At 66.8% G+C, this 13,953-nt stretch carries 9 protein-coding genes; 5 read left to right on the top strand and 4 right to left on the bottom strand.

Annotated elements, in window-relative coordinates; all coding sequences use genetic code 11:
• Positions 1 to 14 precede the first annotated feature (14 nt).
• The 4 genes from recC (at position 15) to arfB (ending at position 9,793) form a co-directional block, all read left to right on the top strand.
• A complete protein-coding gene (gene recC, locus CUJ90_RS11170; protein WP_114162712.1) occupies positions 15 to 3,389 on the top strand; it encodes an exodeoxyribonuclease V subunit gamma in 3,375 nt (1,124 codons plus the stop codon).
• Positions 3,386 to 7,090, top strand: a complete 3,705-nt coding sequence (recB, locus tag CUJ90_RS11165) for an exodeoxyribonuclease V subunit beta (RefSeq protein WP_114162711.1) — start codon at positions 3,386 to 3,388, stop codon at positions 7,088 to 7,090. Before recC ends, recB begins: the two co-directional genes overlap by 4 nt.
• On the top strand, positions 7,087 to 9,276 hold the full coding sequence (locus CUJ90_RS11160; RefSeq protein WP_114162710.1) for an AAA family ATPase: 2,190 nt from the start codon (positions 7,087 to 7,089) through the stop codon (positions 9,274 to 9,276). Before recB ends, CUJ90_RS11160 begins: the two co-directional genes overlap by 4 nt.
• Before the next feature lie 112 nt (positions 9,277 to 9,388).
• Positions 9,389 to 9,793, top strand: a complete 405-nt coding sequence (gene arfB / locus CUJ90_RS11155; protein ID WP_011487834.1) for an alternative ribosome rescue aminoacyl-tRNA hydrolase ArfB — start codon at positions 9,389 to 9,391, stop codon at positions 9,791 to 9,793.
• Here the strand turns inward: arfB and CUJ90_RS11150 are convergent.
• On the bottom strand, positions 9,790 to 11,085 hold the full coding sequence (locus CUJ90_RS11150; RefSeq protein WP_114162709.1) for an EAL domain-containing protein: 1,296 nt from the start codon (positions 11,083 to 11,085) through the stop codon (positions 9,790 to 9,792). The two genes, arfB and CUJ90_RS11150, sit on opposite strands and share 4 nt — an antisense overlap.
• Positions 11,086 to 11,656: 571 nt before the next feature.
• Here CUJ90_RS11150 and CUJ90_RS11145 point away from each other — a divergent pair.
• Positions 11,657 to 11,947, top strand: coding sequence for a putative quinol monooxygenase (locus CUJ90_RS11145; protein WP_073429915.1), 291 nt, complete (start codon positions 11,657 to 11,659; stop codon positions 11,945 to 11,947).
• A gap of 64 nt (positions 11,948 to 12,011) precedes the next feature.
• On the opposite strand, the gene CUJ90_RS11140 is transcribed toward CUJ90_RS11145, so the two are convergent.
• The 3 genes from CUJ90_RS11140 to CUJ90_RS11130 all read right to left on the bottom strand — a co-directional run bounded on the left by CUJ90_RS11140 (position 12,012) and on the right by CUJ90_RS11130 (position 13,822).
• Positions 12,012 to 12,269 carry a hypothetical protein gene (locus CUJ90_RS11140; RefSeq protein WP_007182306.1) on the bottom strand — a complete coding sequence of 86 codons (258 nt, stop codon included), beginning with the start codon at positions 12,267 to 12,269 and terminating at the stop codon, positions 12,012 to 12,014.
• 337 nt (positions 12,270 to 12,606) lie between these two features.
• Positions 12,607 to 12,852, bottom strand: a complete 246-nt coding sequence (locus CUJ90_RS11135; RefSeq protein ID WP_073429841.1) for a hypothetical protein — start codon at positions 12,850 to 12,852, stop codon at positions 12,607 to 12,609.
• Between the two features lie 250 nt (positions 12,853 to 13,102).
• Complete coding sequence (locus CUJ90_RS11130; protein ID WP_422879703.1) at positions 13,103 to 13,822, bottom strand: YdcF family protein; 720 nt, start codon at positions 13,820 to 13,822, stop codon at positions 13,103 to 13,105.
• Positions 13,823 to 13,953: the final 131 nt, after the last annotated feature.

Raw genomic sequence — 13,953 nt, 5'->3', positions numbered from 1 at the left:
CGGCCTCCCCATCCATGCTCCAGCTCTTCTACTCGAATCGCTACGAAACGCTTGTCGGCGCGCTGCTCGACGACCTCGCGCAAGCGCCGTCCGATCCGTGGACCGCGCAGCCCGTGATCGTGCCGAGCGCGGCGGTGCGGCGGCGGCTCGAACTGGACATCGCCGCGCGCCAGGGCATCTGCGCGAATGTCGAGTTCGGCTATCTCGCCCAATGGCTGTGGGCGCGGATCGGCGGGGTGATCGAGGTGCCCAGGCATTCGCCGTTCGCGCCGGACCGGCTCGTGTGGCGCTGCTACCGGCTGCTGGGCGAGGCGGATGAAGCCTTGCCCTGGAACGCGTCGCCGCGTCTGCGTACCTATCTGGATGCAGCGGACGCGTCCATGCGCTACGAACTGGCGCGACGTGTGGCCACCGTGCTCGACCACTATCTGACCTATCGCCCGGAATGGTTGCTGCAATGGCAAAAGGGCGGTTCGATCTTTGCGAGCGGCGCGGCGGACGACAACGGCCCGCGTCTCGTCGGTGCGAGCGAGGCGGCGCGTGAAGATGAGCGCTGGCAGGCGGCATTGTGGCGCGCGGTGCTTGCCGAGGTGGCGGGCGACGCGCAAACGCCGGCTGCCGCATTGCCGCCCGCCTATCGCTTCCTCGAGGAAATCGGCACGCTCGATCTCGATGCGATCGCCAGGGCGGATTGGCCCGAAGCGGTGAGCGTGTTCGCGCTGCCGACCATGCCGCCGTTGCACGTCGCATTGTTGCGCGCGCTGTCGCGCTGGGTCGACGTGCGTCTGTACGTGATGAACCCGTGCCGCGAGTTCTGGTTCGACGTGGTCAGTGAAGGGCGCATCGAAGCGCTCGACGCCGCCGGGCAGCGTGACTATCAGGAAGTCGGGCATCCGTTGCTGGCCGAATGGGGCCGTCAAACCCAGGCGCAGTTGCATATGCTGCATGAGCTGACCGAGAGCGCGGCATCCGGCGAGACCGGCGACTTCACCGAGAATCCGCAGCCGAGCTGGCTTGCCGCCGTGCAGAACGGCATCCTCGATTTGCGCGTGGAAATCGATCCCGACGCGTTGCCGACCGAGCGCGGCATCGAAGTCCATGTGTGCCACAGCCTGTCGCGGCAGCTCGAAGTGCTGCATGACCGCCTGCTCGGCTGGTTCGACGAGTTCGACGATTTGCAGCCGTCCGACGTGCTGGTCGCCGTCTCCGATCTCGCGACGGCCGGCCCGTTGATCGATGCGGTGTTCGGCACGGCGCCGCCCGGCGATACGCGCCGCATTCCGTATCGGATCACCGGCTTGCCGCCGTCGCAGGCCAACCCGGTCGCGCGCTTGCTGCTCGATTGGCTGGCGCTGCCCGAGCGCAGTGTGAGTGCGCCGGACCTGATCGAATGGCTGCGCGTGGATGCGATCGCCGCGCGCTACGGCATCGACGCAAGCGCGCTCGAAGCCGCGCAGGAGTGGCTGGCCGCGGCCGGCGCGCGGCGCGGGCTCGCGCCGGTGGAGCCGACCGGCGAACACGTGCCGGTCGCCCGTCACACGTTCGCCGATGCGCTCACGCGTCTTTACCTGGGTTACGCGATGCCGGACGGCGGCGAACCGGTCGACGCCTGGTTGCCGGTCGAAGGCGCCGACGGCTCGGACGCCGAATTGCTCGGCCGCCTCTCGCGTTTCGTCGACGACATCGACAGCTTCGCCGCGCGTTGCGCGGACGAACGCACGCCGGCCCAATGGACGCAACTGCTGCTCGAAACGCTCGCGCAGTGTTTCGACGGCGGCGTGGCATTCGCCGATTCGCTGGCGGCCGTGCGCGACGCGATCGACAAGATGGGCGAAGCCATGCAAGCCGGCGCGCACGAGGTCGCGTTGCCGGCCGCGGTGGTGCGCGGCGCGCTCACGGAAGCGCTCGACGACCCGGCGCGCGGCGGCGTGCCCTGGGGCAGCGTGACGTTTTCATCGCTGACGAGCTTGCGCGGTTTGCCGTACAGGATCGTCTGCCTGCTCGGCATGGACGACGGCGTGCTGCCGAGTCTCGCGCGCGCCGACGAGTTCGACCTGATGGCCGCGTTCGGCAAAGCCGGCGACCGGCAGCGCCGCGACGACGAGCGCAATCTGTTCCTCGATCTGCTGCTGGCCGCGCGCGATCGCCTGTTCATCGCGTATACGGGGCGCAGCATTCGCGACAATGCGCCGTTGCCGCCAGCCGCATTGGTCGACGAATTGCTCGACCATCTCGCGCAAGTGTCGGCGGGCGAGGGCGCGAGTCCCTCGCAAGTCGAAGCGGCGCGTCATGCGTTCATCGTCGACCATCCGCTGCAGGCGTTCGCATCGGACTATTTTTCGCCGCGCGGCGAGCTGTTCACTTACGACGCCGATCGCGCGGAGCTGGCCACCTTGCTGGCCGCGCCGCGGCATCCCGCCGCCGCGCCGTTCTTCGATCAGCCATTGCCGCCGGAAGACGAGGCGCCGGTTGCCTTCGACGAATTCGTGCGCTTCTGGCGACATCCGGCGCGGGAGTTGTTGCGCGACCGCCTGGGCATCGTGCTGTCGGATGCGCAAGGCGAACTGCTCGACACCGAACCGTTCGAACTCGACTACGCCGGGCGCGACGCGTTGGCCGAGCGTCTGTTGCCCGTACTGCTCGACAGCGATACCGAAGACGACATGCTTGACGAACGCGTACGCCGCGTCGCCGCGGCCAGTCCCGAATTGCCGGGCGGCGCGACCGGCGCGGTATGGCGTGCGCGGGAACTCGGCGCGCTGCGCCAGCTTGCCGACAGCGTGCGCCGCGAAGTGGTCGCGGGCGTCGAGCGCATGCCGTTCGTGCTCGACATCGCGCCGCGCTGGCCCGACAGCGGTGAGATGGCGGGTACGCTCTTCGGTCCACACGACCCGGCGCTGCGTGAAGCCGCCGAAGCGCCATTGCAATTGCACGGCACGTTGAATTTGCTGACGGAAACCGGACAAGTGATTTTCCGCTACGCCAAACCCACCGCGCGCGACTATCTGTCCGCGTGGCTCGCGCATCTGGTCTATTGCGCCGCGCAGCCGGATGGCCCGCGCCGTACTGTGTGGCACGGCAGCGGCGAGAGCTTCGAACTCGCGCCGGTCGCCGCGCCGCTCGATGAACTGGCGCCGCTTGCCGCCTTGTTCAGAGCAGGGCGCAGGTTGCCGCTGCGGTTTTTCCCGAAGAGCGCCTGGACCAAGGTGAGCGAAAGCGATTCGGCGGCTCTGGGCGTGTGGGTCAATGATCGCGTGCGCGGCGAATCCGACGATGCGGCGTTGCGCATCGCGCTACGCGGCACGCCGCTCACGCTCGACGAACCGTTCGGCAATCTCGCGTCGATCGTTTTCAGGCCGCTCGTGCAGCATCTGCGGAGCGCGTCATGAACCGCGCCCTTCAGCATCACGCGCTGGTTGCCGAGGAACTCGACGTATTCGCCTGTTCGCTCGACGGCGTCAACCAGATCGAGGCGTCGGCGGGAACCGGCAAGACCTGGAACATTTGCGCGTTGTACGTGCGCCTGCTGCTCGAAAAGAACCTGAACGCGGATCAGATTCTCGTCGTCACGTTCACCAAGGCGGCCACCGCTGAATTGCACGAGCGCATTCGCGGCCGTCTCGCTGAACTGCATCGGGCAATCGACCTGGACGACGACGGCGGCGATCCGTTCATCCAGCGTCTCTTTGAAACGACGCTCGCGCCCGAGGGGGGCATCGAGCGTGACGCCGCGTTGAAGGTAGTGCGCCGCGCATTGCGCACATTCGACCAGGCCGCGATTCACACGATCCATGCATTCTGTCAGCGCGCGTTGCAGGAGGCGCCGTTCGCCGCCGCCATGCCGTTCGCCTTCGAAATGGAAGCCGACGACGCGGCGTTGCGCTTCGAGATGGCGGCTGATTTCTGGCGCGAGCAGGTCGAGCCGGTGGCCCATGCGCATCCCGCGTTCGCCGCCTGGCTGGTGGCGAAACGCGCGGGCCCCGCTTCACTCGACGAGCAGCTTGCGCGTCGTCTGAAGAAGCCGTTGGCGCGGTTGCGCTGGGGCAAGGCCGATCCGGGCGCAAGCGGCGCCGATCCGCAAGCCGATTTCGATGCGGCCTGCGAAGTCTGGTGTGCGGAGCGCGACGCGATCGTCGGTCTGCTCGCGCAGGCGCAAGAGCGTCTCAGCAAGACCACGCACAAGCCGGATCACGTGAGCGCGGCGATCGCCGCGTGGAGCGAATACTTCGCGCAGGGCGATTGTCATGCGCCGCCGCCGCGGGCCGCGTTGAAGCTGACGGCGTCGGCATTGAAGAAGGCCACCAAGGTGAAGTTCGAACCGCCCGAGCACGCGTTCTTCGAACATGCCGAAGCATTGGCGGCCGCGGTGGTCGCGGCCGAAGCCGCGCAACGCGCGCGTTGGCTCTCGCTCGTTCAGGCCTGGCTCGATTACGCGCCGGCCGAACTGGCGGCGCGCAAGCGCACGCGCCGCGTGGTCTCGTTCGACGATCTGCTGTCGAACCTCTACCGCGCGCTTGCGGCGCACCCCTGGCTTGCCGATGCATTGCGCACGCGCTATCCGGCCGCGCTGATCGACGAGTTCCAGGACACCGATCCGTTGCAGTTCGCGATCTTCAGCCGCATCTTCGCGCCGGCCGGGCCGCTCTTTCTCGTCGGCGATCCGAAGCAGGCGATCTACAGTTTTCGCGCGGCGGATCTGCATACCTATCTGGCGGCGCGCGCGGCGGCTTCGGCGTGCTACACGCTCGCGGTCAATCAGCGCTCCACCGCGCCGATCGTCGAGGCTTGCAACCGGCTCTTCGAAGCCAATCCGCAGGCGTTCGTGCTCGACGGTCTCGACTATCAGCCGGTGCGCGCGGGCGAGCGTCGCAGGCCGCCTTTCTCCGACCCCGACGCGAGCGCCGGCGACTTCCGCATCTGGAGCCTGCCGCAAGGCGACGCCGCATTGACCAAGCGCGAGGCTCAGCGCGAAGCGAGCGAAGCGTGCGCGGCCGAGATCGTGCGGCTGTTGCGCGGCGCGCGTGAAGGCGCCGTGACGATCGGCGGCGCGCCGCTTGCACCGGGCAACATCGCGGTGCTGGTGCAAACGCATAAACAGGGCAGTCTGATCAAACGCGTGCTGGCGGCGTGGGGCGTCGGCAGCGTGGAACTGGCGCAGGCCTCGGTGTTCGCGACGCTCGACGCGGAGCAGATCGAACGCGTGCTGGCCGCGGTCGACACGCCCGGCGATCTGCGCCGCCTGCGCGCCGCGCTGGCGACCGACTGGCTCGGGCTCGACGCCGCCGCGTTGTGGCGTCTCGAACAGGCCGCCGATGCGCCCGCACCCGCCGACGACCCCGCGCATGCCGCGGACGCGATGGGCTGGGTCGAGCGTTTTTCACGCTACCGGATGCTGTGGCACGAGCGCGGCTTTGCCGTGATGTGGCGCACGCTGATGCGCGAACTGCGCGTCGCGCAACGGCTGGTCGCCGGAGCCGACGGCGAGCGTCGTTTGACGAACGTGAACCACCTGGCCGAACTCGTGCAGGCGCGCGCCGCCACGCAACCCGGCATCGCGCCGACCTTGCGCTGGCTCGCCGCGCAACGCACGCAAGGTGGCGGCGAAGACGCGCAGTTGCGGCTCGAATCGGATCGCAACCTCGTGCAGATCGTTACCGTTCACAAATCGAAGGGGCTGGAATATGCAGTGGTGTTCTGTCCGTTCCTGAACGACGGCGCGCTGCGTGAGCCGCCGTCTTCCGGCTTGCCGGACGCGCGCGAGTATCACGACGAAACGGGCGACGCGGTGCTGCATTACGGTTGCGACGACGAGGAGGCCGAGCGCGCGGCGCGTCACGCGGTGCGCGAACAGGCGGCGGAGCGGGCGCGGCTCGTCTACGTCGCGTTGACGCGCGCTGTCTACCGTTGCTATCTGGTTGCGGGCACGTATCTGTCGTCGCGTTCCACCCGGGAGTCGCGCCGCAGCGTGTTGAACTGGCTGGTGGGCGGCAGCGGTCACGGCTTTGACGACTGGCTCACCGATCCGCCCGACGAAGCCGCTTTGTCGGCAAGCTGGCAGGCGCTGGCGGGCGGTCCGATCACGTTGCAGGCGTTGCCGAAAGTGGCGCGCCGCGTACCGTTGGAAAGCATCCAGGACAGCGGCGCGCGGATGCAGGCGCGCGCCAATCGCCGGCCCTTGCGCGATCAGTGGCGCATGGCGAGCTTCAGCGGTCTGATCGCCGCGGGAAGCAAGACCGAGGAGATGCACGCGCCGGTGGAAGAAGTGCGGCCCGATCACGACGAGATCGCCGATGCGCTCGTGTCCGCGCCGCCGCTCGTGCCAGTGCGCGCGCAGCAGGCGCCGTCTTACGCCGAGGACGACATTCTCGCGTTTCCGCGCGGCGCGGCGGCGGGCGACTGCCTGCATCGCATGTTCGAACTGGCGGATTTCACCAAACCGCAAACCTGGCCCGACGCGATTCGCGGCGCGTTGCGCGAGCGCCCGGCGCCGGCCGTGCCCGAACTCGCAACGCGTCTACCCGCGATGATGCACAAGCTGATCGCGGACGTCGTGACCACCGAACTCGTGCCCGGCATGGTGCTGTCCAAACTCGACCCGCGCCGCCGAATCAATGAACTGGAGTTTCTGTTCGCGGCGCCGTCGCTCGATTTCCCGGCATTGCGCGAGTTGCTGATCGAACACGGCTATCCCGACGTCGCGCTGGAACCCGGCGTGTTGCGCGGTTTCGTCAAGGGATTCATCGACATGATCGTCGAACACGACGGACGCTTCTGGATCGTCGACTGGAAATCGAACCATCTGGGCGACAGTGCCGCCGACTACGCCGACGCGCCGCTCCAGGCGGCCATGGCGAGCCATGCGTATCACCTGCAAGCGCTGCTTTATACGGTCGCGCTGCATCGTTACCTGAAAACGCGGCTGCGCGACTACTCGTATGACACGCACATTGGCGGCTATCTGTATCTGTTCGTGCGCGGCGTGCGTCCGCAGTGGCGCGATGCCGACGGCCCGGCGGGCGTGCATGGGCGCAGGCCCCCATTCGAACTGGTCGCGCTGCTCGACGCGGCGATGATCGGAGGTGCCGCATGAGCAGGCTCGAACACACTGGTTCGACGCCGCCGGAACTCGATGACATCGACATCGGCGTGAATCTGCCTGCGCCGGCCGATTTCAGCATCGCGCTCGCCGAGGGTTTCGCGCGCCGCATCGGCACCCTGGCGCGGCGCGGCGGCGCGTCGGGCGAGGCGGTGAAATGGGCGGCGCGGGGCGCGTTCGCCGCGAGCCGCGCGACGGCCGAAGGGCACGTATGCGTGCCGCTCGCGGTGCTGGCGCGACGCTTCGAGGCATCGGGCGCGGAGGTGCGCGCGGCGCTGTTCGCAAGCGGCATGGCGAGCGACGGTTCGCAGAGCGCCGCGGCGTTGCGTCCGTTGGTGGTCGATGGGCAAGGGCGGTTGTATCTGGCGCGCTACTACGACTACGAGCGGCGGCTAGCGCGCTCGCTGGTGGCGCACGCGGGTGCGGCGGCACAGCGGGTGCGCGAGGACCAGGCCCGGGGTCGTGATCATGTTGCGGGCGGTGGCGACGCCGCGACCGGCGCGGATGCGAGCGCCGACGCCAGCGCCAAAACACTGCACGAGCGCCTGCTGCGTTATTTCGGTCCGCCGAAGGACGACGAGCTCGACTGGCAGCGCGTCGCGGCCGTCATGGCGCTGTCAGGATGGCTCACCATCGTCAGCGGCGGACCGGGCACGGGCAAGACCACGACCGTGGTGGGCGTGCTTGCCTGCTTGCTCGATGCGCGCGCCGATCTGCGAATCGCGCTCGCTGCGCCGACCGGCAAGGCGGCGCAGCGGATGCAGGAAGCCTTGCTCGCGCGCGCCGGCGAATTGCCACCCGCGCTCGCCGCGCGCTTGCCGCAGACTTCGTACACGCTGCATCGTCTGCTTGGCTCGGGACCGGGGGGGCGTTTCCGGCATCATCGCGACAATCCGTTGCCGTATGACGTTGTGGTGATCGACGAGGCGTCGATGATCGACGTCGCGATGGCCGCGCATCTGCTCGATGCGATCGCCCCGCGCACGCGTCTCGTGATGCTCGGAGACAAGGATCAGTTGGCCGCCGTCGAGGCCGGCGCGGTGTTCGCGGAACTCAGCGCGCGTCCGGACTTCACGCCAGCCGGGATGCAGCGGATCGCCGCCGCGTTGGGTATCGAGGAGGCGCGGCTCGCGCAAGCATTGCCGCGTGCATCGCGAAGCGTCCACGAGCAGCGAGGCGGCCGGTCCACTCGTGAAGAAGCGCCGGACGATTTTCATGCACCGTCCGACGATCTGTTCGCGCGTGCCGATGCGCCGGATGCTGTCGTTGCGCGCTCCGATGATGATCTGTTCGAACACGCCGTCTCGTCTGCCTACGCGTCGGCGATGGGATCGGCGGCATCACCGCTTCAAAGCCCGCTAGCCGACTGTGTCGTCTGGCTCGAGCGCAATTATCGCTTCGGCCTCGAATCGCCGATCGGCCGCTTGTCGCTCGCGATCCGCAACGGCTCGGCGAACGCGGCGCTCGACGTCATGAGCCTCGATCCGCTCGAACCGTGCGCCGCGGCGCTTCACGAAGATACCCACGCGACGCTTGCCGAGCGCACGGTCGCGCGGCTGGCCGCGGGCTTCGCGCCGTATGCGGACGCGCTCGCCGCGGCGCTCGCCGCCGAAACGCCGGACCCGTTGCCGCTTTTCGATGCGTTGAACCGCTTCCGCGTGTTGTGCGCGACGCGTTCGGGGCCGCGTGGCGTCGATCAGGTGAATGCGGTCATGGCGGCTCAAGTGAGACGCTCGGCCGGCGTGACGCTCGCCGTGGGCGCGCAATGGTTCGCGGGACGGCCGGTGATGGTCACGCGCAACGATTACGCGCTGGGCCTGTTCAACGGCGATATCGGCATCGCGCTGCCGGGCGCGGGCGGTGCGTTGCGGGTGTACTTTCGTACCGGTGACGGCGGTCTGCGGGCGGTCTCGCCGGCCGCGCTCCCGCCGCACGACACGGCGTTCGCGCTCACGGTCCACAAGTCGCAAGGCTCCGAGTTCGAACACGCGGTGCTGATGCTGCCGTCGGCGTTCAGCCGGGTGTTGTCGCGCGAACTCGTGTACACGGCGATCACCCGGGCGCGCGAGCGGGTGGAAGTGATCGGTTCGCGGGCCGTGCTGGCGCAGGCTATCGAGACGCCGACGCAGCGTGACTCGGGGCTGGCCGCAAGAATCGCGGAGGCGTCGGGTAACGCGTAGCGGTGCGCCATGGCGGCGGCGCTATCGATGAAGCGGCCATGCCGACGGCGCAAGCGGTTTTCGGCGTCGCGGCCGCTGTGTACACTTGCATCTCTTTACGCAATCGCATGCCATGACATCCCGCTATCCGATCCCGCCGAACGAAATCGAACTGACCGCGGTGCGCGCGCAGGGAGCGGGCGGTCAAAACGTCAACAAGGTCTCGAGCGCCATTCATCTGCGTTTCGACGTGCGCGCGTCGTCGTTGCCGGAGGTGCTGAAAATGCGTCTGCTCGCGCTGTCCGATCACCGGCTTACGCGTGACGGCGTGGTCATCATCAAGGCGCAGGAGCATCGCACTCAGGAGATGAATCGCGCGGCGGCGCTCGCGCGGCTCGACGAACTGATCGAAAGCGTCAGCGTCACGCGCAAGCCGCGCTTCGCGACCCGGCCGACGCGCGCGTCGAATCTGAGGCGTCTCGACAGCAAGGCCAAGCGCAGCGAAATCAAATCCGGCCGCGGACGAGTGGACGATTAACGCTTGCCGCCGCGTCCGCCGGCGCGTGCAATGGCGCTCGGGCTCGTCGGCACGAAGTCGACGCAAAGCACATGCATGCCGTCATGCTCGAACGCGATGGCTGCGGTGTAGCAGTCCTCGCCGTCGGCCAGCGAATAGTGCGGACCCATCATGGCGACGCGCCCCGGCGCCGCGAGCGCATGCTTGAAATAGGCGCGCCGCGACCAGTTGCTGCGCGTGTTCGTGTAAAGCGGCGCGAGCCGCAGCGGAGGCGGCGGCACGCTAACGGCGGTGATCGACGGCTGGGTCTGCTCGCCGCGACTATCGGTGATGAACACCCGGCGCGCTTCGCGCAGATGCGACACTTCTTGCGCCGCGTCGCGCAGATCGCCGCTGAGCTTGTAGGCGTCGGCCGCGGCCAGCACCGCCTCCGCAAAACCTTCAAAACCGATCCGCTGATGGCGCGCGTGCGCGCGTTCGTAGTCGGCGAATTTGCCCCACATCGACTCGAGCAACGCGGGCACCTTGGCGCACGCCGCCTGCACCGAACTCTGCGGCTGACCGAGCCAGAAACCCTGCACGAAATCCACGTCGGCCTGCATCAGAATCATCAGTTCCTCGTCGGTCTCGACGCCTTCGGCCAGCACCAGCGTGCCGGATTGATGGAGCATCGCGATCAGGTGGCTGATCATCGAATCGTCGCCCTCGCGCTTGCCGGCGCGCGCGACCAGCGAACGGTCGAGTTTGACGATGTCGGGGCGGAAGCGCCACACGCGGTCGAAATTCGAAAAGCCGGTGCCGAAGTCGTCGATCGCGATCAGGAAGTCGCGCGGTTGCGAGGCGGCCAGCATGCTGGCGACCGCGGATTCATCGTCGGCGGGCTGTTCGAGCACCTCGATCACGATGCGCTCCTGCGGCAGGCCGAAGTGCGCGGACAGCTCATCGATGAAGGTGCGTTGCGGCCAGTCCGTCTCGAACACCTGCGGGCGCGTGTTCAGGAACAGCCAGCCAGTGCTGATGCCCTGCTCCATGAAATTCGCCACATGCAGGCAGCGCGCGATGCGGTCGAGCTCGCGCGCGTCGGCGGCGGAGCGCGTGCCGGAGAACAGCACTTCCGGCGAGACCGGCAAGCCCACCGGATCAAAGGCGCGCAGCAGCGCTTCGTAGCCGACCACGCACTGGTGCGTGACCGAGAGCACGGGCTGGAACGCGCTGTGCAGGGTCAGCGCGCGCCACGTCGCGGTCCAGCCGGACTCGTCCCGGACCAGATGCGGGAGCAGGCCGCTCAGGGTCAATTCGCTGACGGTTGGCATAAGGGCAGGCATGAGAGCGGGCATAGTGGCATCGCGGCAAGCGGATGACGGGGTGCGCAGACCGATTCGGCGCGCGTTTCAGCGCGCCACGAAAGCACAGCCCAGGCGTCGGCGGGGTGGGGCGCGAAGCGCGCGGGAACGCGGAGAACGATGCCAGCCATGCTGGACTCCGGCGGATTGGTCAAACCAGTCTAGCAGTTTGCGATTTGCATGAATGTGCGGGTTATCACAGACGCATAACGTCATTTGATCACCCTGCGACCAGCTGCGGCGAGGCGTCCGGCATGACTTCGCGCGAGAGCATGGCGCGCGCTTGCCGTGCGCGACACATTCATCGCCGCCGTCGCGGCCCGTCGTGATCTGCCGTGTGCATGAGGCGAGCGTAGCAGGGTGGCGAGTGGCCGCCCGCCAAACTCCAGGCGAGACGGTACTCAGACGTTATGCGCTTTTCCACGCGCTTTTCGTCAGCCCATACGACGCGCGCGAATGGCGGCCAGATGCACGCGCGAGCCAGCCTGCAGGTTTGAAAGACGGCGGGTATGCTGCTGCTTTTCGTGAAAAGGGGGACGGTATGTCGGAAATCGCGGTGGTCGCAATCTCGGTGGCGAAGCCGGGCTACGAAGAGCAGCTGCGCGAAGCGCTCGAAGGCATCGTCGGGCCGACGCGCAACGAGCAAGGCGCGCTGCAGTACGACCTGCACCGCGATGTGCAGGAGCCGCGCCGGTTCGTGTTCGTCGAGCGTTGGGAAAGCCAGGAGGCGCTGGCGGCGCATGCGAAATCCGCGCACATCGAGGCTTACGGGAAAGCCGTGGCGGATTGGGTGGAACACGCGGAAATCCGCGTGGTGTCGAAGATCGCCTGAGCGTTCGTGAGCGGTGGTGAGCGCCGCGCGACGGCGGGCGCCGGGCGGTGCGTGCCGTTTGTGCTCAGTGGGTCGCTTGCGGGACGTCGAGAATCAGGATGATGGTCCAGTCGGCATCGCCGTCGTGGTGATACTGGCGTTCGGCGACGATGAACGGTTGCTGCTTGCCGTCCGGGCCGAGAAACAGCACGTCGCCTTCCATCGGCAGGCATTCGACGGGCGGCAGCGCGAGGAACGCTTCCTGACCGCCGCGCGGCATCAATTTTTCGATCTTGCGGGATGCTGCTTCAGTCCATTCGATATCTAGCTGGATGTTGCTCATGCTGTCCTCCGCACCAGGGTGCGCACGGGTTAGGGGATGCCGGCTGGGCGCCGGTCGGTGCGCGACTTTAGCATACCGTCGGCCGGATGCAGCGGGCTTGGAGCGCCCGCACGGGGCTCTTGCGGCGCGGCGTTGGCTGCCTTCAGCGCCTCGGTGCTGAAGGCCGTGGCAGGCCGTCGGTGCCTGCTTGTCGAAGGCCTGTGAGTACGTCGCAATGTCCCTTTGCAAGTCTGAAGGCCATTAGACAACAAAAAGCCGAAACCGGCGTGCCGGCTTCGGCTTTCAATCTTCACGGCGAGGCAGCGGGCGATGCTGCCGATGACCTGGCTAGCCGCGCTTACGAACTGGCGGCATCGGCCTTGGCGGCCTTCTTCTTGTGATGCGGCGACATCTTGTGGTGTTGGGCGGGTGCTGCCGGCGCGCTGTCCATGGCTTGCTGCCGGTTTTGCAAATCTTGCGCGCGTTGTTCGACGTCGGCGGCCTTGGCCGGATCGGTGCTCATCGTGACGCCGCTGTCTTGCGCATAAGCTGCGCCCGTCACGGCACTGAGGGAAACCAGGATCGCCAGGGACACTTTCTTCATCGTTACCTCCGCAGAGTGGTTTATGGACCCGAACATTTGTCTACCCAAATGGAAAGACAGTGCATTCTAGCCAGCAATATCCGCTCCAGCAGACGCTTTGTAACGACCATGACAATTAGTTACATCCTGTTACTGCCGTCCAAGGACTGTTGTCAGATTTACAGTTGATTTCTGCGCCCTCCAACTCGGTGAGCTGTCGCGGCGAATATTCGCATCTCTAAATAACGTGGCTTTTGCGATGTCTCGCATTTCAGAACCATCCGATTGCGCGATAAATACGAAACTGTGCGATTCCAATCAGCTCGTGCAACGCGATCTCGGCGTTCACAAGATTTTCATACCGCGGGAGTACACCGACATGGGCGCGCCGCGCGCTCGAGATGACAGGCTGCGGTGAGAGACCGAATAACTGGAAGTTCATTAATGCGCGCGGCATGTGATACGCGGATGTGACGAGTATCAAGGAATCGTAATGTGATCGCTCGAGAATGGTCGACACGTTGCGCGCGTTTTCGTAAGTCGTTCGGCTGCTGTTTTCCAGCACGATGTCCGCGCGGGGCACCTGCTTGTCCAGCAGATAGGGCAGATAGGTGTCGGCTTCGGTCGCGCGATGCCGCTGTGGGTTGCCACCGCTCACGATCACCTCGCAGGTGAGCGCCATGCGTTTGCAGTTCGCATAGTTGGCCGCGCTCACCGCGATGCGCGTGAGCACGTCGCGTGGCGGCACGAGCACATCGTGGGCGTCGTAAATCGTGCCGCCGCCGAGCAGGATGATCGCGGTGCGCGGCGCGAACGTGGCGGGCGCAGGGGATTGCCGGTGCGGTTGCGCCAGTTGCAGCAATGGCGCGGTGAGCCAGCCGGCCGAGAGCAGCCAGAACAGGGCGAGCAGACAAACGGCGAGCGGGCGGCGGGCGCTTTTCCATAGCACGATTGCTGCAAAAAAAAGCGCTAATAAAGTGAATAGAATCAATTTAGATGGGGTAACGTATGACTTTCGGGACAAATCCACGAACCTGCTATCGCGCCGCAGCGGTTGCATCGCCGGCCGTGGACAGAACGCTAACACGCTGTTCAGACGGGGGTTCCGAAAACGAGACCAGG

Origin of the sequence: Paraburkholderia terricola (genome assembly GCF_003330825.1) — a bacterium.
Taxonomy (GTDB): domain Bacteria; phylum Pseudomonadota; class Gammaproteobacteria; order Burkholderiales; family Burkholderiaceae; genus Paraburkholderia; species Paraburkholderia terricola.
The sequence above is the reverse complement of the archived record's forward strand: the minus strand, read 5'-3'. Positions and strand labels throughout refer to the sequence as shown.

Coding starts and splice junctions, on each gene's coding strand:
- recC (WP_114162712.1), top strand. CDS start 15: ATGCTCCAGCTCTTCTACTCGAATCGCTACGAAACGCTTGTCGGCGCG.
- recB (WP_114162711.1), top strand. CDS start 3,386: ATGAACCGCGCCCTTCAGCATCACGCGCTGGTTGCCGAGGAACTCGAC.
- CUJ90_RS11160 (WP_114162710.1), top strand. CDS start 7,087: ATGAGCAGGCTCGAACACACTGGTTCGACGCCGCCGGAACTCGATGAC.
- arfB (WP_011487834.1), top strand. CDS start 9,389: ATGACATCCCGCTATCCGATCCCGCCGAACGAAATCGAACTGACCGCG.
- CUJ90_RS11150 (WP_114162709.1), bottom strand. CDS start 11,085: ATGCCAACCGTCAGCGAATTGACCCTGAGCGGCCTGCTCCCGCATCTG.
- CUJ90_RS11145 (WP_073429915.1), top strand. CDS start 11,657: ATGTCGGAAATCGCGGTGGTCGCAATCTCGGTGGCGAAGCCGGGCTAC.
- CUJ90_RS11140 (WP_007182306.1), bottom strand. CDS start 12,269: ATGAGCAACATCCAGCTAGATATCGAATGGACTGAAGCAGCATCCCGC.
- CUJ90_RS11135 (WP_073429841.1), bottom strand. CDS start 12,852: ATGAAGAAAGTGTCCCTGGCGATCCTGGTTTCCCTCAGTGCCGTGACG.